Origin of the sequence: Spirosoma taeanense (assembly GCF_013127955.1) — a bacterium.
Taxonomy (GTDB): Bacteria; Bacteroidota; Bacteroidia; order Cytophagales; family Spirosomataceae; genus Spirosoma; species Spirosoma taeanense.
Genome location: NZ_CP053435.1, coordinates 2,293,761 through 2,319,452, shown reverse-complemented (window position 1 = coordinate 2,319,452; position 25,692 = coordinate 2,293,761). Strand labels below are relative to the sequence as shown.

The 25,692-nt window shown below is 53.3% G+C and carries 21 protein-coding genes and 1 tRNA gene; 18 read left to right on the top strand and 4 right to left on the bottom strand.

What is annotated here, in order from left to right:
- The first annotated feature begins 152 nt into the window (after nucleotides 1-152).
- From HNV11_RS09770 to HNV11_RS09730, 9 genes are all read left to right on the top strand, one after another.
- Nucleotides 153-4,817, top strand: a complete 4,665-nt coding sequence (locus HNV11_RS09770) for a CheR family methyltransferase (RefSeq protein WP_171739488.1) — start codon at nucleotides 153-155, stop codon at nucleotides 4,815-4,817.
- 82 nt (nucleotides 4,818-4,899) lie between these two features.
- Nucleotides 4,900-5,307: a response regulator gene (locus HNV11_RS09765; RefSeq protein WP_171739487.1), complete on the top strand. Its 408-nt coding sequence runs from the start codon at nucleotides 4,900-4,902 to the stop codon at nucleotides 5,305-5,307.
- 46 nt (nucleotides 5,308-5,353) lie between these two features.
- A complete protein-coding gene (locus HNV11_RS09760; RefSeq protein ID WP_171739486.1) occupies nucleotides 5,354-6,376 on the top strand; it encodes a chemotaxis protein CheB in 1,023 nt (340 codons plus the stop codon).
- Nucleotides 6,377-6,528: 152 nt separating this feature from the next.
- A complete protein-coding gene (gene mltG, locus HNV11_RS09755) occupies nucleotides 6,529-7,566 on the top strand; it encodes an endolytic transglycosylase MltG (protein ID WP_171739485.1) in 1,038 nt (345 codons plus the stop codon).
- A gap of 57 nt (nucleotides 7,567-7,623) precedes the next feature.
- On the top strand, nucleotides 7,624-8,037 hold the full coding sequence (locus HNV11_RS09750; RefSeq protein WP_171739484.1) for an acyl-CoA thioesterase: 414 nt from the start codon (nucleotides 7,624-7,626) through the stop codon (nucleotides 8,035-8,037).
- 103 nt (nucleotides 8,038-8,140) lie between these two features.
- Complete coding sequence (locus HNV11_RS09745; RefSeq protein WP_171739483.1) at nucleotides 8,141-9,097, top strand: YihY/virulence factor BrkB family protein; 957 nt, start codon at nucleotides 8,141-8,143, stop codon at nucleotides 9,095-9,097.
- Nucleotides 9,098-9,364: 267 nt separating this feature from the next.
- Nucleotides 9,365-10,408 carry a glycosyltransferase gene (locus tag HNV11_RS09740; RefSeq protein WP_240163889.1) on the top strand — a complete coding sequence of 348 codons (1,044 nt, stop codon included), beginning with the start codon at nucleotides 9,365-9,367 and terminating at the stop codon, nucleotides 10,406-10,408.
- A 68-nt stretch (nucleotides 10,409-10,476) separates the two neighbouring features.
- The gene (locus tag HNV11_RS09735; RefSeq protein ID WP_171739482.1) at nucleotides 10,477-11,097 is read left to right on the top strand and encodes an L-threonylcarbamoyladenylate synthase; all 621 of its coding nucleotides are present in this window, start codon (nucleotides 10,477-10,479) and stop codon (nucleotides 11,095-11,097) included.
- A gap of 104 nt (nucleotides 11,098-11,201) precedes the next feature.
- On the top strand, nucleotides 11,202-12,230 hold the full coding sequence (locus HNV11_RS09730; protein ID WP_171739481.1) for a hypothetical protein: 1,029 nt from the start codon (nucleotides 11,202-11,204) through the stop codon (nucleotides 12,228-12,230).
- Between the two features lie 112 nt (nucleotides 12,231-12,342).
- Here HNV11_RS09730 and HNV11_RS09725 read toward each other — a convergent pair whose 3' ends face one another.
- From HNV11_RS09725 to HNV11_RS09710, 4 genes are all read right to left on the bottom strand, one after another.
- Nucleotides 12,343-12,840: a hypothetical protein gene (locus tag HNV11_RS09725; protein ID WP_171739480.1), complete on the bottom strand. Its 498-nt coding sequence runs from the start codon at nucleotides 12,838-12,840 to the stop codon at nucleotides 12,343-12,345.
- A gap of 12 nt (nucleotides 12,841-12,852) precedes the next feature.
- Nucleotides 12,853-14,007: a zinc-dependent alcohol dehydrogenase gene (locus HNV11_RS09720; RefSeq protein WP_171739479.1), complete on the bottom strand. Its 1,155-nt coding sequence runs from the start codon at nucleotides 14,005-14,007 to the stop codon at nucleotides 12,853-12,855.
- A 222-nt stretch (nucleotides 14,008-14,229) separates the two neighbouring features.
- A complete protein-coding gene (gene tig / locus HNV11_RS09715) occupies nucleotides 14,230-15,591 on the bottom strand; it encodes a trigger factor (protein WP_171739478.1) in 1,362 nt (453 codons plus the stop codon).
- Nucleotides 15,592-15,692: 101 nt separating this feature from the next.
- Nucleotides 15,693-15,774, bottom strand: a tRNA-Leu gene (locus HNV11_RS09710).
- 206 nt (nucleotides 15,775-15,980) lie between these two features.
- Here HNV11_RS09710 and HNV11_RS09705 point away from each other — a divergent pair.
- The 9 genes from HNV11_RS09705 (at nucleotide 15,981) to HNV11_RS09665 (ending at nucleotide 25,670) form a co-directional block, all read left to right on the top strand.
- Nucleotides 15,981-18,233, top strand: a complete 2,253-nt coding sequence (locus tag HNV11_RS09705; RefSeq protein ID WP_171739477.1) for a RelA/SpoT family protein — start codon at nucleotides 15,981-15,983, stop codon at nucleotides 18,231-18,233.
- A gap of 122 nt (nucleotides 18,234-18,355) precedes the next feature.
- Complete coding sequence (locus HNV11_RS09700; RefSeq protein ID WP_171739476.1) at nucleotides 18,356-18,865, top strand: Fur family transcriptional regulator; 510 nt, start codon at nucleotides 18,356-18,358, stop codon at nucleotides 18,863-18,865.
- Nucleotides 18,866-18,934: 69 nt separating this feature from the next.
- A complete protein-coding gene (locus tag HNV11_RS09695) occupies nucleotides 18,935-20,233 on the top strand; it encodes an adenylosuccinate synthase (RefSeq protein ID WP_171739475.1) in 1,299 nt (432 codons plus the stop codon).
- A gap of 144 nt (nucleotides 20,234-20,377) precedes the next feature.
- The gene (locus HNV11_RS09690; RefSeq protein ID WP_171739474.1) at nucleotides 20,378-20,593 is read left to right on the top strand and encodes a YgaP family membrane protein; all 216 of its coding nucleotides are present in this window, start codon (nucleotides 20,378-20,380) and stop codon (nucleotides 20,591-20,593) included.
- 101 nt (nucleotides 20,594-20,694) lie between these two features.
- Entirely contained in the window at nucleotides 20,695-21,954 is a 1,260-nt protein-coding gene (locus tag HNV11_RS09685) for a sulfite oxidase (RefSeq protein ID WP_171739473.1), read from the top strand.
- A 7-nt stretch (nucleotides 21,955-21,961) separates the two neighbouring features.
- The gene (locus HNV11_RS09680; protein ID WP_171739472.1) at nucleotides 21,962-22,387 is read left to right on the top strand and encodes a hypothetical protein; all 426 of its coding nucleotides are present in this window, start codon (nucleotides 21,962-21,964) and stop codon (nucleotides 22,385-22,387) included.
- A 19-nt stretch (nucleotides 22,388-22,406) separates the two neighbouring features.
- Nucleotides 22,407-23,126 (top strand): hypothetical protein, encoded by a 720-nt coding sequence (locus tag HNV11_RS09675; RefSeq protein WP_171739471.1) that lies wholly within the window; start codon nucleotides 22,407-22,409, stop codon nucleotides 23,124-23,126.
- 24 nt (nucleotides 23,127-23,150) lie between these two features.
- Nucleotides 23,151-24,512 (top strand): ethanolamine permease, encoded by a 1,362-nt coding sequence (gene eat / locus HNV11_RS09670; RefSeq protein WP_171739470.1) that lies wholly within the window; start codon nucleotides 23,151-23,153, stop codon nucleotides 24,510-24,512.
- An 87-nt stretch (nucleotides 24,513-24,599) separates the two neighbouring features.
- Nucleotides 24,600-25,670, top strand: a complete 1,071-nt coding sequence (locus tag HNV11_RS09665; protein WP_171739469.1) for a prefoldin domain-containing protein — start codon at nucleotides 24,600-24,602, stop codon at nucleotides 25,668-25,670.
- Nucleotides 25,671-25,692 lie beyond the last annotated feature (22 nt).

Sequence of the window (25,692 nt, the reverse complement as noted above, 5' to 3'; positions counted from 1 at the left end):
ATACATTCTACAAGACAGGGCTGACTTCCAGCATTTTTTCGTAGCTAAAAACAGTAATTTTGTCAATTACCCTGATTCTACTATACGGGGAAGGTTCCTGACTTTCTCTTTTTGGTAAATTTCATTGTTGGGTTTGCTTCGAAGCGCTCGTTATGTCAAAACAAAAAAGTAAACCCAGCCATGAACAGCCAAACGCCCATCCGGTAGTCCCGATTGTGGCAGTTGGCGCATCAGCCGGTGGTATAGACGCTTTCTCTCAACTGCTGGCCAACCTCTCGCCCACTACCGGCCTGGCATTCGTTTATATTCAGCACCTCGATACCGGTTACGACAGCCATCTGATCGACATCCTCAGTCAGAAAACGTCTATGCGAGTAGTCGAAGCAGACCATCTGCTGCCCATTGAACCGAATCAGGTTTATGTTATTCCGACGGGAAAAGACCTGGAAGTGATTGATGGCGTTCTGACACTGGTAACTCACCCGAAGTCGCATCTGCCAGCCAGGTCGGGGATGCACATGCCCATTGATCAATTCTTCATTAAACTGGCCGACCAGCAGAAAAATGCCGCTATCGCCGTTATTCTTTCCGGTACGGCGACCGACGGAACGCTGGGGCTACGCGCCATTAAGGTAGCCGGGGGCATTACGTTTGCACAGGACGAAACGGCCCAGTTTCAGGGTATGCCCAAATCCGCAATTTCGGAGGGCGTGGTCGACTGGGTGCTGCCGCCGGCCCAGATTGCCAAAGAACTGGAAGCGCTGAGCCAGCAGATGACGGTTTTCCAGCAACCCGAACTGACCGAACCGGATGACGACAGCGAAAACGGAGCCGAAAGCATCACAACGATTATCCAATTACTGCGCCGGTCGGTAGGTGTTGACTTCAGCCATTATAAGATCACCACCATCCGGCGCCGGATAATCCGGCGGATGCTGCTGCTGAAGCTGGAAACACTGCGGGAGTACACTCCCTATCTGGAGCAAAACCCCGAGGAAGTCCAGCTCCTCTACAACGACCTGCTTATTAACGTAACGACCTTCTTCCGGGATCACGAAACGATGGACTATCTGAAAAAAGTCCTCTTTGCCCGGATCCTGGCTGACAGAAACCCCCGCCAGCCGCTGCGTATCTGGATACCAGCCTGCTCAACGGGGCAGGAAGCTTACTCGCTGGCCATGATCCTGCTGGAAGTTCTGGGCGATCGATCGTCCGGCATCGGTATTCAGATTTTTGCCACCGATCTGAGCGAACAGGCCGTGGCGAAAGCGCGACTCGGCAGCTACACGCGGGGTGAGGTAATGGATGTGTCGCCCAAACGGCTGCAGCGTTTTTTCACAAAAATAGACGATCACTACCGCATCAACCGGAACGTCCGCGACCTGTGCGTATTTGCGCAGCACAACGTGCTAAAAGACCCTCCGTTTTCCCGGGTTGACCTGATTAGCTGCCGCAACCTGCTGATTTATCTCGACAACGTATTCCAGCGAAAAGCAATCAGCCTGTTTCATTACGCCCTCAACCCGAGCGGGATTCTGCTGCTGGGCAAATCGGAAACGATTGGCAATGCCACGAATCTGTTCGCCCCGGTCAGTAAAAATTATAAGGTTTTTCTTCGTAAGAATGACGCGGCCAGCCGCACTACGTTCGATATGGGTGTTCGGCAGGGATTTGATCGGCAGACTGAACCGAGTCAGTCGACAGTCAGCGCTGAACTGCCCGCTTATCCGTCAAAATTTAGTCTGGCCAACGATCTGGACCGGGTCGTGGATACGCTGCTGCTCCAGCAGTACGTACCAGCGAGCGTCGTGGTGAATGCCGACCTCGACATTCTCCAGTTTCGGGGTTCAACGGGCCTGTTTCTGGAGCCCGCTCACGGCAAAGCCAGCCTGAATCTGCTGAAGATGGCCCGCCCGTCGCTGGCTTTCGAGCTACGTAACCTCATCCACAAGGTTCGCAAAACCCGGGAGCCCGTGCGTAAAGAAGGGCTAAACGTCAAGATCAGAAGCAAAACCCATTATGTGGCCATTGAGGCCGTTCCGTTGCGAACCGACGCCGAAGAACAGCTCTTTCTGATTCTTTTTGAAGAAACTGTACCGACCGTAAGCACCGGTACCTCCTCCACCGACGCCGGTAATCTCCGAATCCGGCAGCTGGAAGAGGAACTGGCAACCATGCGGGAGGATATGCGCTCGATCATTGAAGAGCAGGATTCTTCCAATGAAGAGCTGCAGTTGGCCAATGAAGAGATCATCAGCAGCAATGAAGAGCTGCAGAGCATTAATGAAGAACTCGAAACCAGCAAGGAAGAGATTGAGTCGACCAACGAGGAACTGCTGACCATTAATCAGGAACTGCAGGTTCGGAACGATCAGCTATCGGAAGCAATCGAGTTTTCGGAAGCGATCTTCTCGACGATTCGCGAAGCTACGCTGGTACTTGATAAAGACCTGCGGGTGAGGAGCGCCAATAAAACGTTCTACAAACTATTCCGGACAACGGAGGACGACACCGAGGGGCGACTGATCTATGAACTGGGCAACCGCCAGTGGAATATTCCTCAGTTGCGCATGCTGCTGACGGATGTGCTGATGCAGGATAACCAGATCGAAGGCTTCGAGGTCGTTCATAGTTTCCCTGAAATTGGCGAAAAAGTGCTGTTGCTGAATGCCCGCCGGGTAATTCGCCAGCAGGAGTCCATTCTGCTGGCCATTGAAGATATTACCGACCACCGGCAGGCGCAGCAGTTACTGGCCGAACGGGAAGCCTGGCTGCATACGCTGATTGATAACGCGCCGGCCATGATCTGGGTGACCAACGCCCAGGGTCAGTATACGTTCTTTAACAAAGCCTGGCAGGATTTTACGGGTCGCCCGCTCGACAAAGCGCTCAAACTCGGCTGGGAACAACTGATTCATCCCGACGACCGGGCGAGTTATCTGACTACGGCGAGCGCAGCTTCTGCAACGTATGAGCCGTTTCAGATGGAGTTTCGAATCAGGCGCCACGACGGCGAGTACCGCTGGCTGCTGATGAACGCCAAACCTACCTTCGCTACCAGCGACCCGAATGCGTCGCCCGAGGCTGACGGTTCGGCACGGGAATTCTTCAACGGCTACATTGGCACCGGCTCCGAAATCTATAACCGCCGAACCCTGATCCAGGCCCTGGATCTGTATGCCCATGAACGGACCCGAAGAGTTATTGAGGCCAGCGCCACTCTGGAACACACCCGGTCGCGGGTGGCGCAGACCGAACCCGGCAGCGCTGAACAGAAACAGGCGCAGGAAGAACTCCGGCAAAGTGAGGAACAGCTCCAGGCGCTGATCGAATCCACACCCGACGTAATTATGCGTTGGGATAACCACCGAAGACTGATTGCGGCAAACTCGGCACTTACCAAAAAAACAGGTGTTCCGCTCAAAACCCTGCTGGGTAAAACCAACGTAGAAATGGGGCAACCCAACGAAATTGCCCTGCCTTATATGGATTCGCTCCGGCAGGTAATTGAGACCGGTAAACCGAAAAACCATTTCCACTCATTTCTTACACCCACCGGCCTGGCTTATTACTACTCCAGACTGGTGCCCGAGCTGGGGCCGGATGGCTCGGTGCAGAGTGTGCTGGCAATTGCCCGCGACGTAACGGAGCTGAAACTGGTTGAAGAAATTCAGCAGACGGCCAACAACCTACAGGCCGTGCTGAACAGTTCGCCAGCGGCAATTGGGATGTTCAGAGCGGTTCGCAACGCCCACTATAAAGTGGTTGACTTTCATCTGATCGCGTGCAATCAGAAATTCGCGGATTTCGTTCGGCAGCAGATCATTGAACTGGTAGGCCAGTCAGTAACCCGTCTGGGTCAATCGCTATGGCAGGATAAAACCGTGGACGAGCTGACCCAGGCCCTGTCATCCGCTGAGCCCATCTACAGGGAACAGTACGACGAGCCGAACAATCGCTGGCTGGGTATTTCGATGACCAAAAGCGAAGACGGCGTGGTCGTGACGGGCCTGGACATTACGGCGCTCAGGGAGGCCGAGCAGAAACTGGATCACTTATTCCAGGAAGTGGAACGCTCCAGTCAGAATGTTCAGTCGCTGGAAGCCGTTCGGCAGCAGCTACGCCAGCGCGGAGAATTTCTTCGTACCACCACGCACGACCTCAGGGGCAGTTTCGGCGTCATTCAGGGGGCGGCTTCGCTGCTGAGCATTACCGATACCGAAAAAGAGCGCTCCCATATGCTGGCCATGCTGCACCGTAACCTGCGCCAGGCAACTCAGATGCTAACCCAGCTGCTGGACTATTCGCGCCTGGAGGCCGGGCAGGAAGAGCTACTAATCAGCGAATTTGACGCGGCCGACATGCTGTGTGAGATGAGCAAGAGTGTGCAGCCCCTGGCCGACGAGAAGGGACTGACCATTAAAACAGAAGGCCCTAAGCAGTTGATGGTTCAGGGCGACGCCGTGAAGGTGCAGCGCATTACGCAGAATCTGGTGCTGAACGCCCTGAAATATACCCAGGCGGGACACGTAACGATTAGCTGGCAAACTGCGGAGGGCGGCTGGCAACTTGGCGTTTCCGATACGGGTCCGGGGCTTTCACCCGACCTGATCGGGATGTTTACCAATGACGAGGCTGGTCATCTATCCCGGCCGGACGCTGGTCCGCAGCTTCCAAAAGACAGAGATTCTGGCGAAGGTATCGGCCTGTTCATCGTAAAACGGCTGGTCGAGCTGCTGAATGCCAGATTATCGGTCGATAGCCAGCCGGAGAAGGGAACCCATTTTCAGATCTTTTTTCCAGCCATTAGCTCATAAACCATCGCCCCAAAAGAAATATTCATAACAAACAGCAACCGGAGAGCTTAATAAGCTGTCCTCTTAGTTGAGAGTTGCGGTTATGGTGTATATTGTAGATGACGGGGAAGATTATCAGTACCTGCTTCAGCAGGTATTCAGTCGGTATCTGTCCAGATACTCAGTCCGTTTTTTTACGGATGGCGAACAACTGCATCAGCATCTGCTTACGGGGAAAGAGTTGCCCCAGCTAATTTTGCTGGATCTGGACATGCCCATTCTGGACGGCTTTCAGACACTGCGGCTGCTCAAACAGCATACACACTGGAAACGCATTCCAACCGTCATCATGAGCAACTCCCTGAGCAGCGAAAACATCCAGGCCTGTTACGATGCCTTTGCTAATTCCTTTCTGGTTAAGGCATCCGACTTTGAGCAGCTCAAACAGCAGATAGAGGCCATCTGCCAGTACTGGCTGGAGTTAAACCAGACATTTATAGCGAACCGGTAGCGATTCGGAGCCCGCTGGCTTGCTGATTCTCGATCTACGTAGTCTTATGGCAAAGCACGACATTGTGGTTGTTGGAAGTTCGGCGGGAGGAATCGTAGCCCTGAAAGAATTGGTGGCCCAATTGCCGGCCGACTTTAATGCGTCTCTGTTTATTGTTCAGCATTTATCCCCTAACGCGCCCAGCCTGCTGCCGGAAATCCTGAACCGGTCGGGGGCGCTGGTGGCTGTTCACCCCAAAGACGGCGACCCCATTCAGCCCGGCCATATTTACATAGCTCCGCCGGATCATCATCTGCTGATTGAACCGAATCGGGTGGTTGTTACCAAAGGCCCGAAAGAAAACCGGTTCCGCCCGTCCATCGATGCCCTGTTCCGGTCGGCGGCTTACAACTATGGTCCACGCGTTATTGGGGTTGTGCTGACCGGGCTGCTCGACGATGGCACCTCGGGTATGTGGTCGATCAAACGACTGGGTGGGCTGGGTATTATTCAGGAACCCGAAGATGCTCTGTATCCGAGTATGCCCATGAGCGTGCTCGAATACGTTGAAGTCGATCATATTGTTCCGATTGCCCGGATAGGCAACCTGCTGAGCCAGCTTACACAGGAACCCGTTCCTGAAAAACCGACGCTCTCTCCCCAAGAGACCAGGCGTCTGGAAACCGAGGTAAAAATTGCGGCTGAAGATGGAGCGTTTGAAATGGGCATATTAGATATGGGCGAACCAAGCCACCTGACCTGTCCGGAGTGCCACGGGGCTCTCGTCAGCATTAAAGAAGGAAAGCTGATCCGTTACCGCTGCCATACGGGTCACTCGTTCACCGCCGACTCGCTGCTGGCGGAGTTATCCAAGTCAGTCGAAGAAATGTACTGGCAGGTGGTCCGCGGCCTCGAAGAAACCGTAATGCTGATGGAGCAGATGGGTAAAAACTTCATCGACAACGGCAACGCTGACACTGGAGAGCAGTTTTTGCGCAAGGCCAGCGAAGCCCGCGAACGGTCAAGAATCATTCGCCAGCTGGTGTTTGAGCAGGGAGCCATTCAGCAAGACGACATTCCCCGCCCCTGATTGGCACCGGGCCTGCCCCGGAAACTTGGCACTTGCTGTGCTGCGTTTTTGTCGAAATACAGGCCTCCGGTAAAGTTGCCTGGCTGGATTTTGGTAACGTTGCTGAGCGTGGGAAAAACTCCCGTACCTTTGTGGCGTAAATTCAAACGTACATGTCGCGTAACCTTAAAATTGGCCTTTTTCTCACCGTTTCGATCCTGCTGACCACCTTTACGTTCTATTTCTGGCAGGTATTTAAAAGTCCGAACCTGCAAGTCCAGGACGGCGATGAAACCTTTGCGCTGCTGATTCCCAGAGGAGCCACCTTCGAGTCGGTCATGGATACCCTCCAGACCCATAAGGTTGTTAATGACGAGCTATCGTTCCGGTTTCTGGCCAAGCTGATGAAATACCCGGAGCACGTTAAGGAAGGCCGCTACGAAATTCGACCCCGGATGGGCAACCGCGAAGCGCTCGTCAAGCTCCGCAGTGGTGATCAGGACGCCATGACCGTAACGTTCAACAGCGTTCGGCAGAAAAGCGACCTGATCCAGCGGCTCGGGTCCAAGTTTGAGTTCGGTCCCAAGCCGCTGGGCGAACTGCTGAACGACCCCGAAACCTGCCAGAAATTCGGCTTCGACACCACGACGATCGTCTGTCTGTTTCTGCCGAATACCTATGAGTTTTTCTGGACCATCAAACCCGAAGCGTTTCTGGAACGGATGGGCACGGAATACAAACGATTCTGGACGCCCGAGCGGCAGGCTAAAGCCAAAGAACTCGGCCTGAGCCAGACGCAGGTACAGGTGCTGGCCTCGATTGTAGCCGCCGAAACCAACAAGCGCGACGAGCAGCCCCGCGTGGCCGGCGTGTACCTGAACCGCCTGAAACGGGGCATCAAACTCGAAGCCGACCCAACGGTGATTTTCGCCCTGCGCGACTTCGGTATCCGGCGCCTGCTGAACCGCCAGCTCAGCATCGATTCGCCCTACAACACCTACCGCTACGCCGGGCTGCCACCGGGTCCGATCAACCTGCCCGCCCCGGCTACCATCGACGCCGTACTGAACGCCGAGCAGCACGACTACCTGTATTTTGTGGTTGACGCCCGCTTTAACGGCTACCATACATTCTCGAAAACCCTGTCGGAACACCTGGCTAATGCCCGGCTGTACCAGCAGGCCCTGACGCGCATGAAAATCATGAAATAAAATCAGGCCGGGCCGCATCCAGATTGTGGGTTCTGCCCGGTTCGTTCTTTTCCCCGCATGTACACGCACGACGTTACGGACGTTCGGGTCCGTTATTACGATACCGACCAGATGGGTATCGTTTATTACGGCAACTATGCCCGCTTCTACGAGATTGGCCGGGTCGAAGCCCTGCGTCACCTCGGCATGAATTACAAAGACCTCGAAGCGCGGGGTATTGGTATGCCCGTTTACGACATGAGTACCCGGTTTCTGCGCCCCGCCCGCTACGACGATCTGCTCACCATCCGCGTAACGATCCCGCATCTGCCCACCACCCGAATGCTCTTTAATTACGAGATTTTCAACCAGGACGGGACGTTGCTCAACACCGGCGCGACAACCCTCATTTTCCTCAATTCGGCCACAGGCAGGCCCTGTCAGGCCCCGGCCGATCTGGTCGCAGCCGCCAAACCTTTTTTTGAGCAGTAGGTTAAAAAGAGAGTCTGCAGGCAGGTCAGCCGGTGATCAGTAAGTATGTTCTCACTGCCACCGACCGACCTGCCCGTCTATTGGCATTAACCCAACGGAGCCTATGTTCGAGAAATTAATGAGCTTCAGCGCCATGTCGGGTGTACGTACCTGGCTCCGGGAACATCATCCTTTCGACTCCAGAACTACCTGGTATGAGTTCCTGCAGAAAATGGCCATCAAAATCGCTGAGAACGACACCAGCGAACGGGCGGCTTCGGTATCCTACAGCCTGATTCTGGCCGTTTTCCCAACGGTTATTTTTCTATTTACGCTCATTCCCTATATCGGCTTTATCCCCGACCTTCAGGGCCAGATTATGCACTTTTTCCGGGGTGCGCTGCCGGGCGATACGTTCAGCTCCGTTGACACAACTATTCAGGACATCATTAGCCGGCCGCGCGGGGGTATTCTGTCGCTGGGCTTTCTGTTCGCGCTCTATTCAGCCACGAGTGGTCTGGTAGCCCTGATGCATGCCTTTAATTCGTCACATAAATCGGCTGAGTACCGCAGTTTTTTTAAGATTCGGGGCATTGCCATTGGGCTGACCTTTACGTTGGCCTTCGCGCTGCTGCTGGCGGTTGTCGTGCTGGTTATTGGGGGCATTGTGAGTGATTACCTGCTTCAGTTCGGTATCCTGAATAACGTCGTGGTTATTAAACTCCTGGCCATTGCCCGGTATCTGCTCGTGTTTGGCGTGTTTGTGGGGGCCGTGTCGGTTATTTATCGCTACGGTCCGGACGTTAACATGCGGTGGAAGTTCGTAACGCCGGGCTCAATAACGGCCTCCTTATTGATCGTGCTGACAACACTCGGCTTTTCGTATTACGTCTCTAACTTTGGCTCCTACAACAAAGTTTATGGCTCCATCGGTACGCTCATCGCCCTGATGATCTGGATCAACCTGATTGCGCTCCTGCTGATTCTTGGTTTTGAAATGAACATTGCGCTCTATAACCTGGAAGGCGATAAGAACCCGGGCGTAACCGGGAAAACAACAAACGCCCCCTCCAAAACTTAAGGGGGCGTTTGTGAAATAACCCATAAATGAAAGTGGTATTGGCCGGCCGACTTCAGAAGTCTTTAGTTTACCGGAAACCATTCTATGCCATATTTATTGAAAAAATCGTGCCAATCATCAACTTTTTGGTTACCATAACGTGCACTTGTTCCGCTCGCTCAAAAACACATTGATTGGAGAACGGCCGGTTTGTATTTTTACTCTATCACCTCTCCATCCTGATTTTCGTCTTATCGTTTTGCTCTTTTTATCAATTTTTTAATCCCTATGCTTTCCGTTACTGGCCAGTATAACCCGCTTCCAATGAGTCCGTTTCTGAATCGGATCAAGCCGTGGGTGAGCGTTATCTGCACCAGCTATAATCACGCGGCTTACGTTGACGAAGCGCTTCGCTCAGTGGTAGAACAGGATTACCCCAATGTGGAGCTGATTGTTATCGACAATGCCAGCACCGACCAGACGGCCGACCGCATCGATCGGTTTGTGCAGCAGCACCCGGCGGTGCAGTTTCTCCGGAACCCGACCAACGTGGGATTGAACCGGGCTTTCAATCAGGGGCTGGCCATAGCCAGCGGGCGTTACGTTATTGACCTGGCCGCCGACGATGTGCTGATGCCGGGCCGCATTTCCAAACAGGTCGAGCAGTTTGAGCGGCTGTCAGGACCTTATGCGGTTGTGTTTTCCAACGCAGCCTATATTGACGAACACAGCCGCCAGACAGGCCTTCACTATCCCGTAACGACCACTGGGCAGGCCTGCGTTCGGGTACCGTCGGGCAATGTTTTCCGGAATGTGCTGGCTTCCTATTTTATCTGCACCCCCACCATGATGATGCGCCGGGACGTGCTGAACGAACTTGGTGGGTATGACGAAACGCTCGCTTACGAAGATTTTGATTTCTGGGTACGGTCGTCCCGCCTGTATCATTACGCGTACCTCGACGAAGTGCTGACGCTCAAGCGTCGGCTGCCCAATTCGCTGTCGGCGCAGGTGGTCCTGCCCGACAACCAGCTGCTCCATTCCACGCTGACGGTTTGCCAGAAAGCCTTTGACCGCTGCGCCACGCCGGATGAGCATCAAGCCCTGGCCGGGCGCGTCCGGCAGTTTATCCGGAAAGCCTTCTACGCCGAACAGTTCAGCCTGGCCCTGCAATTCGGGCAGTTGCTCCACGCCATTGAGCGACCCGGTTTGCTGACCAGCCTGATTCTGGGCCTGAGCCGCCTGCAACCGCCCGTTAACGGGCTGTATCGGCAGTACCTCAAATGGAGCCAACCGCGTCAGGCACTAAGCCCGACAATGGAACCGGTTTGAACAGAGTTTGTCATTTGTGGTTCGTAGTGGAGTGAAATACCAAACTGGAACCACAAATCCATTGACCCATGCCAGCTGAATTCTTAAAACTGTATCCTGCCAATCCGGACCCGCGCCGGATCGATTATCTGGTAAAAGCCCTGCGCGACGGCGCCGTTATCATCTACCCCACCGATACGATTTATGGGATGGGCTGCGATATTCATAACACCCGGGCCGTGGAGCGTGTTGCCCGCATCAAAGGGATTAAACCCGCCAAGAACGACTTTTCGTTTATCTGCTATGACCTGAGCCACATTGCCGACTACGCCCGCGTGAGCAACCAGGCCTTCAAGCTCATGAAAAAACTTCTGCCGGGTCCCTTTACGTTTATTCTGGAAGCCAGTGGGAACGTGCCGAAACTGCTCAATACAAACAAAAAAACCGTTGGCATCCGGATTCCCGACAACGCCATTCCCCGGCAGATTGTCCATGAACTCGGCAACCCCATCATCACAACGTCGATCCGCGACGAAGATGAAGTGATCGAGTACTCCACCGACCCGGAACTGATTTTCGAAAAATTTCAGCATCAGGTCGATATTGTTGTTGACGGTGGATACGGCGGAAACGTTGCCTCAACCATAGTAGACGCGACCAACGACGAATTTTTGATTATCCGGCAGGGTCTGGGTGAATTAGTGCTTTGAAAAGTTGCGACAAGATTCTATACTTGCAACGTAGGGTTAACATTCCTTCATTTCGGAGTGTAACCCTTTTTTTGTGAACCAGTCCCTTAACTCATTTCTAGAGTATGCGTATTACCCTGGCCGCTTTGTCCCTACTGGCCATTAGTCAGCTTGCCGGCTGTTCGTCTACCCAATCCAAGCAGGAAGCCGAATCGAAAACCGGTCAACTTCCCGCCGAAGCCTCGGCCAAGTCGGTGTCAACTACCGACTCCTCGGAGACGCCCGCAACAGCGAAACGGTCGGCTCCGGGCGTTCGCTCGGTCAGCACCGGCGATTCGACGCTCGATTCGCTCACCTACGCGCCTACCGGCGCTATTCTGCCCAACAAACGCATCTTTGCCTACTACGGCAACCCGCATTCGAAAAAGATGGGCATTCTGGGCGAGTACCCCAAAGACGAGATGCTCCGGCGTCTCGATCAGGAGATCAAAAACTGGCAGAAAGCTGACCCGAATACGCCTATTCAGCCCGCGCTGCACCTGGTAGCCATTTCAGCGCAGGGCGCTCCCGGCAAAGACGGCGGCTACCGGCTGCGGATGTCGGACAAGACCATCAAGAAAGTTCTGAAATGGGGCAACGAACACAATGCCATCGTATTTCTGGATATTCAGCGCGGTCACGCTCCACTAGGCCCGGAGATGAAATACCTGGAAAAATACCTCAAACTGCCGTTTGTGCATCTAGGCATTGATCCGGAGTTCTCTATGGTAACGGGCGCCAAGCCCGGCACCAAAATCGGTTCTTACGATGCGGCCGATGTGAACCAGGCGGTTAACTTTCTCGCTCGGGTTGTGCAGGAAAACAATATTCCCCCCAAGGTACTGGTTGTGCACCGCTTCACGCAGGGCATGATCAAGAATTATAAGAACATCAAACTCAACCCGAACGTCCAGATTGTGATGGATATGGATGGCTGGGGACCGCCGGTATTGAAAAAGGACTCGTACCACGATTATATCCAGAAAGAACCGGTGCAGTACACAGGCTTCAAGCTATTCTACAAAAATGACTTCCGCAAACCCGGCTCCCGCATCATGACGCCGGAAGAAGTGCTGGCGCTGACGCCGAAGCCGATGTATATTCAGTACCAGTGAGTCGGCGTCCAGGTAAGTCTGGTTCCGTGTGATACAACAAAGCAAAAGCTCCTGCCAATGAACGACTGGCAGGAGCTTTTTTTATGAGTGTCCCGTAATGTAACGACGTTACCTAGTCTTCATCGTCATCGCTGTTTCTGGACAGCAGAGCGACAACCGCCGTAGTAATCAGGGCTCCGATCAGAACCTTCTTCGCCAGTCCCATCCGGTCATATTTCCAATCGGCTTTCCAGCCCTTTTCGGCAAAGATGTTAGGCACGTGCCCTTGTTTGAGGTCGTCCACTATTCCTTCGACTACACTAACCCGGTCGGCCAGCAGCAGAGGAAGCCAGTGTCCATAGTGGGATTCGCTGTACTTGAAGGCGAACCGCCGAATCTGACCACTCAGCCCATGGGGCGGTACGGAGGTCCCAAACACAGCGCTGAGATTCGGGCGTTCGATGGAATGCAGCACTTCAAGGTCCTGCGGCTGCAGGGTGGGCCGATCCCAGCTATAGCCTTTTTGCTCTTCGTCGGTACGGTTCTTCATGGGGTAAGTCGGATCGTTTTTCGGATCGGCATCGATACCCCACCCTTTGATATGTGCGTAATTATTTGCTAGGTTTTCCATAGTCTTTATGCGTTACATTCGGGCTGATGGTGGAATAAGAACAGGTTTGATGCAATTGTCCAGCTTGGCGGAAAAAATATGGTAGGCATCGGCTACTTCCTCTAATGGTACGCGGTGCGTAATCAGGGCTTTCGGGTCGAGAACCCCGTTTTGAATATGTTCGATCAATCTGGGGAGCAGGCGTTTTACCGAGGCCTGGTTGGCCCGGATCGTAATGCCTTTGTTCACTACGTTCCCAATGGGAACGAGGTTATCGGTAGGTCCGTAGACGCCTACGATGGAAACAATACCGCCTTTTTTTACCGAGTTGATTGCCCAGTGCAGCGCCGTTGTCGAACCCGCCTGTAACAGGAGCTTCCGGCCCGTTATGGTCTGTAATGTGTTCCCGGCGGCTTCGGCGCCAACCGCATCAATGCAAACGTCGGCTCCCATCCAGTCGGTTGCTTTCTTAAGAAACACGACCGGGTCATCCATCTCTTTAAAATTATAAACCTCGCACTGGGCGTAATTTTTAACAAACTCCAGCCGGTAATCAATATGATCAATGACAATTACGCGACCGGCACCAAAGAGCCAGGAACAGCGGGCAGCCATAATCCCAACGGGGCCTGCTCCAAATACAACCACCGTATCGCCGGGTTGAATGCCACCCATTTCGGCGGCCTGGTAGCCCGTTGGCACTACATCCGTCAGCATCACCGCATCGTCGGGGTCCATGCCCGGCGGAATTACCGTTGGGCCGAAGTTGGCGTAGGGCACCCGAACGTATTCAGCCTGTCCGCCGTCGTAGCCACCCGCCGTGTGCGAATAGCCAAAGATGCCGCCAACGGCCGTAGCCTGAGAGTTCGATTCGTGGCAATTGCCGTACAGGCCCTGTTTGCAGAAGGCGCATTTTCCGCAGGCAATATTGAAGGGCACCAGCACCTGGTCGCCTATTTTAATATTGTGCACCTCTGACCCAATCTCTTCCACCACACCAATAAACTCATGACCAAAGGTCATACCCACCCGGGTATCCGGCACATTGCCGTTGTACAGGTGCAGATCGGACCCACAGATGCAGGAGCGGGTAACCCGAACAATGGCATCTTCGGGATGCTTTATTTCAGGATAAGGTTTGTGGTCAATACGAACCCGTTGAGGGCCCCGGTAATTCATGGCTAACATACGAGAGTTCCTTTCTTTTTATAGTCTAATGGAGACCAGTATACGGTCTGCTATCGATACAAACTTTAGGCGTACTCCGATGTTCTTGATAACTTATTCTAGAGGACAGAAATATTATTTAAGCAGCCGGAAAGGGGTTCCCAGGTATTTAGTAACCACCGAAATACCCGAAAAACAAAAAGCCCGACCATTGGCCGGGCTTTCGTATCTATACTTAACAGCTTAGCGATTCTCCACCAGTGCTTTGAAGTCATCCACCGTTACGTCCTGCGTCACGATGGTCATCTGCGTCTTAATGTAGTCGATGATCTTGTCGTCGTACACCCGGTTGAACGTATTCGTGTAGTTCTGACCGTTGTTTTTTTCGTCCATCAGGTAGTTACGGGCAATCCGGTCGATGGTCTGGTTCATTTCTTCGTTTTCACCACCCATGAACCCAAACTGCTCCCGCACCATCTGGCGCGTTACGTCCAGGACTTCATTGTACTCAACCTTAATATCAGCTTTATCGGCGATCTTGTTCTTGATCAGCTGCAGCTTCACCGACTTGGTAAAGTCGTCGTACTGCTCATCGATCTGCTCGGGCGTAAACTTACCTTCGTTCACTTCCAGCAGCCAGTTTTTCAGAAACTCGTCGGGCAGCAGAATCGGGGTATTTTTGAGCAGCGTTTTCTCAATGTCCAGCCGCAGCAACTGTGCCGATTCGCGGGCATAGTTCCCCCGGATGATTTCAACAACCTTCGTGCGGAACTGCTCTTCATCGGTAACGGCGCCGACACCCAGCACCTTATCAAAAAACTCCTGGTTCAATTCAGCTGGCTCGTGGCGGGTGATGTCGTCTACCTCAAACGTAAACTCACCGGTCAGGTTAGCCGCTTCTTCTTTTTTAACGCCGGTTGCATTGGCCCGCGCTTTCTCGTCGGGGAAGGCCTGCTCCAGAGCAAACGTAACGACGTCACCTTTTTTCTTACCGATGAACTGTCCTTTGGCTTCCTCGGCCATCTGGGCCATCGGGAATGCCGTCTTGGCCGAGAAAGACTCGGTTCCTTCCGACGCGTTTACCTGCTTCAGTTCACCGTAGATTGTATCGCCTTCGCCAACTTCTTCGCCGTGGCTGTGCGAATGGAACCGCTGCTGTAGCTCAGCAATCGTGCTGTTCACCTCGGCATCACCCGCCTGAATTTCATACTGCGTAACGCTTGGCAGATCGCCGAAATCAATATCAAATTCTGAAGCTAGTCCCAGTGTATAGCTGAACGCGAAATCGGTCTGGTTATCCCAATCAATGGCGTCGGCCTGTTCGCGGTCTGGCACCGGATCGCCCACGACCTGTAACTTATTTTCCCGGATATATTGGCTGACGGTTTTGCTCAGCATCGAGTTAATTTCGTCGACCAGAATGCTTTTGCCGTACATTTTCTGCACCAGCGAAGCCGGAACGTGACCAGGCCGGAAGCCTTTCAGCTGAACTTTACGACCGTAGTCCTTAAGTTTTTTATCTACCTCCGGCTTGTAGTCGGCCGGGGTCAGCGTGATCTTCAGCGAAGCATTGGTATCGCTGGCTTTTTCGAGGGTAATATCCACGATTATCTAAAATTAAAGAGTGAAAGTGTGAAAGAGCGAAAGAGTGAAGCGCTGCGGACAACGCTCTTTCACCCTTTCGCTCTTTCATTCTTTAAAACTTGTACGGGCGGAGGGACTCGAACCCCCATGCCTTGCGGCACCAGATCCTAAGTCTGGCACGTCTACCAATTTCGCCACGCCCGCTGGCCTGAAGCTGAAAATGTGTTCACGTTACAAAGCCGCCAACTCACTTTTCAGGTCGCAAAAGTACAAAAAATTTTGAACTCGTCAAGCGGTTTGTTTGAAGGTTTTATTTTTCATCCCGGCGAATCCATATTGCATTATTATTTTGTTATCTTGGTAGAACGAGATACAACCTAACCGGGCTTTGCCCGAAACGATACCACTTTATGAACGCCACTGCCGAACCGGTCATTGATTTAGAACAGGAGCGACAGGAAATTCTTAAACGCTACCGGCGTCTGCTACGCGCGGCCAAGCCCTTGCTGAAGGATAATGACGCCAAGCTGATTAAGAAAGCTTTCAACACCTCTGCGGAAGCGCACAAAAACATGCGTCGCCGGTCGGGTGAACCCTATATTTACCATCCTCTGGCTGTGGCACAGATTGCCGTTGAAGAAATCGGCCTCGGCACCACCAGCATTGTAGCGGCTCTGCTCCACGACGTTGTTGAAGACACCGACACGACTATTGAGGATATCGACCGGTCGTTTGGTCCGAAGGTGGCCCGGATTATTGACGGCCTGACCAAGATCTCGGGAATTTTCGAGTACGGCACCTCCCAGCAGGCTGAGAATTTCCGAAAAATGCTGCTGACGCTATCCGACGACGTGCGGGTTATTCTGATCAAGCTTGCTGACCGGCTGCACAACATGCGGACGCTTGATTCGATGCCCCGCGACAAACAGCTCAAGATTGCCTCCGAGACGATTTATATATACGCCCCGCTGGCGCACCGGTTGGGTTTGTACACCATCAAATCGGAGCTGGAAGATTTGTACCTGAAACACGTTGAGCCGGAAGCGTATAAAGACATTGCCAAGAAACTGCGCGAGACCAAGCTGGCCCGCGACCGGTTCATTGGCCGGTTTATCGAACCTATTGAGCAGGATTTAGTCGAGACAGGGATTAAGTTTATTATTAAAGGTCGCCCGAAATCCATTTACTCGATCTGGACCAAGCTGAACAAGTCCCAGAAGCCATTTGAAGAGATTTACGATCTCTTTGCCGTTCGGATTATCCTGGACGTACCGCAGGACGAAGAAAAAGCAGCCTGCTGGCGGGCCTACTCCATTGTCACGGATCATTACAAGCCTAATCCCGACCGGCTGAAAGACTGGATCAGTACACCCCGCACGAACGGATACGAATCACTTCACACCACCGTCATGAGCAAATCCGGGCAGTGGGTAGAAGTGCAGATTCGAACCGAGCGGATGAATGAAATCGCCGAAAAAGGGTACGCGGCCCACTGGAAATACAAGGGCAATGATACGCAGACCGGCGCGGGGATTGAAGCCTGGATCAGCCAGGTCCGCGACATGATCGAATCGGCGGGCAGTGGCGACAAAAAAGCCGCCATCGAGTTTGTCGATGACTTCCGGAGTAACCTGTATAGCGAAGAAGTCTTTGTCTTTACGCCTAAAGGCGATCTGAAGGTGCTGCAGCGCGGAGCCACAGCGCTCGACTTCGCCTTTGATATTCATACGCAGATTGGCGCGCGCTGTATGGCCGCCAAAGTGAACAACACACTGGTGCCCCTGAGCCACGTGCTGCAGAACGGCGATCAGGTCGAAGTCATTACGTCGAACCGCCAGAAGCCTAACGAGGACTGGCTGCGGTTTGTGGTTACGTCGAAGGCCAAAACCAAGATCAAGGATTTAATCAAGGAAGATAATAAGCGGTACGTAACCGACGGTCGCGACATGGTGCAGAAAAAGCTGCGGGTGCTGCGCATGGACATGACAAACGAAGTCATCAACCAGCTCCGGGCTTATTTTGGCTCCAAGACTGCCGATGATTTCTTCTACCGCGTTGGCAAAGGCCATATTGATATTCAGGAACTCAAGAAGTTCAAGACCGACAAGGAAGCCAAGGAGAACCGCGCCAATAAACTAAACACCGATGCCCTGCCCGATGCAAAGGCGTTTGTAAAAGAACTCAAAAAGATTCATGGCGAGCGGGCCGATGCGGATATGCTGCTCATCGGTGAGGACATGGACCGGATCGACTACACGCTCTCGAAGTGCTGTAATCCCATCTCGGGCGACGATGTGTTTGGCTTCGTGACCATCAACGAAGGCATCAAGATTCACCGCGTCACCTGTCCCAACGCCGTTGAACTGATGTCGAACCACGGCAACCGGATTATCAAAGCCAAATGGACGAGCCAGAAAGAATTGGCATTCCTGGCCGGGCTCCGCATTACCGGCACTGATCGGGTGGGTCTGGTAAACGACGTAACGAGGGTAATCAGCAACGAGCTGCACATCAATATGCGCTCGGTCACCATCGACTCGAAAGACGGAATTTTTGAGGGAAACATTCGATTATACGTCCACGATACCGGTCACCTTGAAACGCTCATGCGCAAGCTGGAACGCGTTCAGGGCGTATTTGAGGTTGTGCGGTTCGATTCGTAAATAATCCAAGCGACCGGGTCGCCGATGCATGATAACCGACGCGGAATGATACTGTATCATTCCGCGTCGGTTATCATGCATCATTTGCCTACTTTTGTACTTTCAACCAATCGGAACCGGATATGCCTGCGCCGAATCAATCAAATTTAGAATCAGCCCGGATGATTTTCACGGCCTACCTCGAACGGAAAGGTCTGCGAAAAACCCCCGAGCGGTTCGCCATCCTCGAAGAGATATACAACCGCCAGGACCATTTCGACGTCGACGAGCTGTATATCTCCATGAAAAACAAAAAGTACCGCGTTAGCCGCGCAACGGTTTATAACACACTCGATGTGCTGGTGGACTGCGATCTGGTAACGAAGCACCAGTTTGGCCGTAACCTGGCGCAGTATGAAAAATCGTATGGGTACCGGCAACACGATCACCTGATCTGCACCGACTGCCATAAGGTGATGGAATTTTGCGACCCCCGCGTTCAGAACATCCAGAATATGGTGGGCGACATGCTCAAATTTAACGTTATGCACCATTCGTTGATTTTCTACGGCTCCTGCGCCCGCGACTTCTGTGAGAACCGGCAGGTAACGGAAAAAGACCAGCAGGGCGTTCAGGTGCCCATAGAGCCGTAAGTTTACGACGCGCCACTCAAGTTATAACCCAGTACATGTAATCACAGCCGCAAGGGCGGTTCGATCATAATGGTAGATGTTTTATTAGGCCTCCAGTGGGGCGACGAAGGAAAAGGAAAAATTGTGGACGTACTGGCTCCGCAGTATCAGGTGGTGGCTCGGTTTCAGGGCGGTCCCAACGCCGGGCATACGCTCGAGTTTGATGGGTTCAAGCACGTCCTGCACCAGATTCCGTCCGGCATTTTTCGGAATGATATTCTCAATATCATTGGCAACGGCGTTGTGCTCGACCCGATCGTGTTCAAAAAAGAAATTGACGGGCTGGCGAAATACAACCTTCCCCTGACGCAGAATCTGCAGATATCCAAGAAAGCGTCTATCATTCTGCCGACGCACCGGCTGCTGGACGCAGCCTACGAACAGGCAAAAGGCGAATCCAAAATCGGCTCGACGCTGCGCGGCATCGGACCGACCTATCAGGACAAGGTAGCCCGAATGGGACTGCGCGTGGGCGATATCCTCTCGCCAAACTTCGCAGCTAAATACGGTAAGCTGGTTGCCATTCATAAAGTCATTCTGGAGCAGAACAGCTTCGATTACGCATCGGTACTACCCCAGGCCGAACAGGAGTTCTTCGCGGCTGTTGAGTTTATGAAGCAGTTTCAGCTCAACGACAGTGAATACGCGGTGAACGACGCCCTGAGCAGCAACAAAAAAGTTCTGGCCGAGGGCGCACAGGGCTCCCTGCTCGACCTTGACTTTGGTTCGTATCCGTTTGTGACTTCATCGAGCACGATGGCCGCCGGAGCCTGCACCGGTCTGGGTGTAGCCCCTCGTCAGATCGGCGAGGTGTTCGGTATCTTCAAAGCCTACTGTACCCGGGTTGGCAGCGGCCCCTTCCCAACGGAACTGTCCGACGAAACAGGCGAGCGAATCCGGCAGGAAGGCCGCGAGTTTGGCGCAACGACGGGTCGCCCGCGCCGGTGCGGCTGGCTCGATCTGCCCGCGCTGAAATACGCAATCATGATTAATGGCGTAACGCAGCTGGTTATGATGAAGGTAGACGTGCTGAACATCTTCGACGAGATTAAAGTCTGCACGCATTACGAACTGCCTGGTCAGGACGGAGAATCAGTCACCACCGAACAAATGCCTTACGACCTCTGTGACACGGCGGTTACGCCGGTTTATAAGTCGTTTAAAGGCTGGCAGACAGATCTTGCCAACATCCATTCGTTTGATGAAATGCCGGCCGAATTAGCTACCTACGTACAGTTTCTGGAAGAGTCGCTTGGCTTACCTATCAGCTTTATTTCGACCAGCCCCGACCGCGAAGCCATTATTTATCGGCAGTCAGTAGTGGCCTGATAATCCAATTTTTGTATTTAACGCCTTCGTCAATGCGAAAAGCACTGACGAAGGCGTTATTATTTTAGTCCTAATTATACTTAAGTAATTACCATATTTAACTGTAATTACATACATTTATACCGTACCTGATTTTCTTAACCTATGCCTACAAAGAAAAATGTTGGATTTGTTGATCAGATTATCCGGGCGTTGCTGGTCCTGGATTTAATCATCCTTTCCGCGATAGGGCTAGTCCCCAACGTGCTGATGTTTCTGGTGATCAGCATCGTCCTGGTCCTGACGATTAGCTGTGTAACCTGTCATTGCTGGGTTTATGACCTGTTCGGCCTATCGACCCGGCAAAAGGCGAACTCCTAACAACTCCGTCATCATTACTCTATTCAGTCAGTCCCGCCTTGGTACGAGCAGGACTGGCTTTTTTTGCGTAATTTTGATCAATTAACCCTTCTCCTCAACGAATGGCTTTACGTACTCCATCAGACAACCTTTTCGATCGTCGGGGCTTTCTGAAAAAAAGCTCTCTGGCGACGCTCACGGCCCTGCTCGGCACCGAGATTGTTTTCGCCGACAAACTCCCTCAGCACTACCTTCCCCTGGCGTTTGATGTTGACCCTATGGCCGGTAAGAACAAAGACCTGATTGTGCTGAGCGATAAGCCCTGGAACGTTGAAACGCCCCCGCATCTACTAGACGATGCCATTACGCCCGCCAGCAAACTGTTTATCCGTAACAACGGGCTGATGCCCGAGAAAATAGACCTCAGTACCTGGACACTTACGATCAATGGCGAGTCGGTCAGGCAGTCGAAAACCTATACACTGAGCGACCTCAAGAAAAACTTTAAGCCCTATACCTACCAGTTAACGCTTGAGTGCGCTGGTAACGGCCGGTCGGGCTATTACCCCCAAACCGCTGGCAACCAGTGGACAACGGGGGGGGTGGGCTGCGCCGAATGGACGGGTGTTCGCCTGAAAGATGTTCTGGCCGATGTAGGTCTGAAAGACGATGCAGTCTACATAGGTTATTACGGCAAAGATCTTCACCTGAGTCAGGACCCCACGAAGGCCGTTATTTCGCGGGGTGTTCCGATGCGGAAGGCGCTGGAAAATGAAACCCTGCTGGCCTGGGCCATGAACGGTCAGGCTATTCCGCTGGTACATGGCGCTCCGCTGCGGCTGGTGGCGGGCGGCTGGCCAGCATCGGCATCGGGAAAGTGGCTGCACACGATTGCGGTCCGAAACAAAGTACACGACGGAGCCAAGATGACCGGCAAGAGCTACCGGGTCCCCATTAACCCGGTAGAACCGGGCGTTGACCCACCGGAAGATCAGTTCCGGATTATCGAATCTATGCCGGTCAAATCGCTCATTACGTTTCCGCAAACGGGCCTGCTGGTGCCCAAGAGCCAGTCAGCGGACGAACCGGTATCGGTGAACCTGCGCGGACACGCCTGGGCGGGCGACCGCTCCGTTCGCGAGATGCACATCTCAACCGACTTTGGCGCTACCTGGCAGCGCACCGATCTGAAACCACCTAAAAACCGGCTGGCCTGGCAGCACTGGTCGGCAGTAGCGAAACTACCTCGGCCAGGTTATTACGAAATCTGGGCGCGGGCCACGGATGATGCGGGCGTGTCGCAGCCGATGGTTATGCCCCAGTGGAACCCGGAAGGATACATTAACAACGCCTGCCACCGGATTGCGGTAAAGGTAGCCTAGAGACGTAATGAAGAAACCCGCCCCCCAGATTAGCCTGTTTTTTTTCGTCTTTTCGATTTTCGTGTCGGTAGCAGCGTCGCCCTGGTTTCGGGTTACGTCATTACCAGACAGCCCGACAACGGTTCAGACTGACTCGGTAAAAACCGATCCGGAAACCGGGCTGGCGGTCGATACCAATCTGATGCTGGTGAAGGGACAATGTACCGTCTGCCATTCGAGTAAGCTGATTCTGCAAAGTCATTTCTCGCGCGAGAAATGGATTGAGCGTATCCGCTGGATGCAGCGCACCCAAAAACTCTGGGATCTGGGTGAGTCGGAACCGGCCATTCTGGATTATCTGGTGAAGCATTACGGCCCCATCGATCAACCGTTTGATGGCCGTCGCCAGCCATTATCGCCTGTAAAATGGCGCCAGTCAGACACCAGGCGTTAAGGCCCAACCTGTACGAACTATGTCCGTAAAGAATTTTTACCAGACCCTGTACCAGACTGACCAGCTTTTTCGACTGGCGGGTGAGTCCTGGACAGTATCGGCAGAACAACCCGCTGAACCGTCCGGAGAGCCGTCGCGGGTAACCGACGCCAACATGCCCGATCTTCTTTCTGAACTGGAAGCATTATCAGTCGGTTTGGAAACGAAGCCCGTCGAGACAATGCTTGTGGATACGCCGGTAACGATACCGATGGCGGTTCCGGCCGAACCGCAACCCGTGGTCGTAACGGCCATGCCCGAGCCCTTACCTCAGCCCGCGCCCCGGCCAACAACGCCGTCTATCCTTCCTCCTCTTCAACAACAGCCGCGTATGCCGCAACTGAATCATAAAGTCCTTTTGCTGGCCGATGAAGAGCTTGACCCAAGTAACCTGCTGTTTCTGGAGAAAATTCTGAAGGCGGTTAACCTCAATGTGAACGGCGTAGACCTGCTGAACCTGCACGGGGCCAAAGACATGGATTTCGCCGAGTTGCTGAAGGGCAAGTACATCAATCACTTCATTACGTTTGGCGTCCCCTTTGAGCGCATTAACCTCGATATTATGATGGATCGCTATTCGCCGGTGCGGTTTGAAGGGATTACGTTCCTGATGGCTGATTCCCTGCCGACCATCGAAGCCGATCAAAATTTAAAGAAACGGTTGTGGGCTGCACTTCAGCGGGTATTTTTACAGCGGTAGTTATAGCAACCTGATTTTGATACGATGGAGGAATCGCACGAGCGAACCGCTCCTGATGGCGCACAGCCACCTGCTCAGCCCGGTCTCCGCAAAGCTGTTTCGACCCTGCAGTTGTGGGCCATTGCGGTCGGCATGGTTATTTCGGGTGAATACTTCGGCTGGAATTACGGCTGGGCCGTGGCCGGTACGGTTGGTTTTCTGATCGCTACGCTCCTGGTGACGGTTCTTTACCTGACCTTCATTTTTAGCTACACGGAACTCACATCGGCCATTCCGGACGCCGGCGGACCCTTTGCCTACGCTTATCGGGCGTTTGGGCCAACGGGCGGGTTTATCGCCGGTTTTGCCACACTGATTGATTTTCTGATGGCCCCGCCCGCCATTGCGGCTGCGCTGGGCGCTTACGCACATTTTCTCAATCCGGCCCTGCCCGTGTTGGGCGTCGGAGTGGCGTCCTACGTCGTTTTCATTGGCGTTAATACTCTAGGTATTCGGGAATCGGCTAACTTTTCGGTGATCATTACGATTCTGTCGGTGGTGGAACTGCTGGTCTTTATGGCGCTGGTGGCCCCGGCTTATAAAACCGAAAACGTTCTGGCGCATAATGAGTCGTTTGGCATTGGGGGTGTGTTTGCCGCCCTGCCGTTCGCTATCTGGTTTTATCTGGCCATTGAGGGCGTAGCGATGGTGGCGGAAGAAGTGCGCGACCCACGTAAAACCATACCGCGCGGGTATCTGCTGAGTATTGGCACGCTGGTAGTTCTGGCGCTGGGCACGATGATCCTGTGCGCGGGCGTTGGCGACTGGCGACAGTTAAGCCAGTTGGATTATCCGCTACCCGAAACCCTGGCGATGGTACTCGGTCGTCAGAATTCCTGGGCTAAGATCTTTGCCGGGCTGGGTTTGTTTGGTCTGATTGCCTCCTTCCACGCCAATACCCTCGGCTACTCCCGCCAGTTGTTTGCGCTGGCGCGGGCGGGCTACCTCCCCCGCTTTCTGGCTACAGTCAACCCCCGTTTCCAGACCCCGCACTGGTCGCTGATCGTTGGCGGACTAATTGGTCTGGCAGCGCTGTTTTCCGGCACGACGGGGCAGATCATTACGTTGTCAGTGATCGGTGCTCTGGTTATGTATATTTCCAGCCTGCTCAGTCTGTTCGCTTTACGCCGGAAAGAACCCAATCTGACCCGTCCGTTTCAGACACCCCTCTACCCGATTGTCCCGATGGTGGCGCTGGTTCTGTCAATCGTCTGCCTGATCGCCATTGCTTATTTCAATCCCGAGCTGAGTCTGCTGTTTGCGGGTCTGATGGCCGTGTCCTGGCTTTTGTTCCGGAAGGTAGTCGCCCCGTATATTGGCTCCGTTTCGACGCGGGTAGTGGATTGAGCCTGCATCATTCCAAGACTGTTTACGTATGTACGACCGTTTTTATCATGATCTTTTTCCCGGCTGCCCTGCTTGCCGGATTCAGCAATGACGCTCTTGAACCGTTTTTTTTCGTTGTTCCGCCCATCCTCCTCCCCTGCTCTACTGAATTCGGTAGAGTCCACAAACGCGATAGAATCGCCGGCCTTACCCGAGCCGGTCAATAACCAGCCACCGGTCTACGTACCCGATCTGGACGTAACGTTAGAGCCCCTACCCAACTGGCTGACCGACGAGGAGACGCTGCGGGACGAAGGGGTTCTGTTTGGTTTGTCGGACGCGGGTCCGGATGAAAAGATTGCCGCTATCCAGTCGTATTTCGGTCAGCAAACGGCTCCGCTTGCCTCTATGATTGAGCTATATACGGACGAAATCAATACGTTAGAGGAGCAAATCGAAAAGTTCGAAAACCAGATTACTAAGCTCCGGAGCCGTATCGATCAGTTATATGACCAGCAACCCGCCACCGCCAATCTCGTCCGAACACTAGCCGGTCTGGGTTTGTCGCTGCTGATGTGTATCGGTAATTTTTATCTGATCGACGAAACCTTACGACCTGCTTTTTCGAACCAGTGGATTGCTATTGGAGTGTTTCTGGCCGGGATGTTCAATTTGTTTGGCCCTATGTCGTTCTTTTACGAAGAAGACACCCGGCTAACGGGTCGTCGGCTGCTGGCGGAGGTTAGCCTGCCCCTGGCGAGCGCCGGGTTCATCTTCGCCCAGGCGTTACAAACGCAGTCGGTTGGGATGGCCAGTGCCTTATTTGTTTTCGTGTTCGTTTTGTTCCTGCTGGCCGGGAAGCTTCTGTTGAGTATGCTGACCAGTCTACGTAACGATCTGAGTTTACTGCAGGCCAACCGGCGGTTAATGGGTCAGAAACAGCAGCAACCTCCGGTCTGGGAACGACAGATTGAACAGTTCCATCGGGATGCAGCGGCACTGCGTACACAACGACAGCCGATTCTGATGGCGCGCACGCTGGCCCAGGCAAAGCTGACCCGATTGAACGTTCGGCGGGATGGACTTGTTAATCTGTTTCTGAGTGAGTTCGAACTTGCCCGGAGTCTCCGCGACCGGCTTACTGAACAGCAGCGGAACGTCCTGATGAACTATGAATGATACCCGATGAAGCAAAGCTATA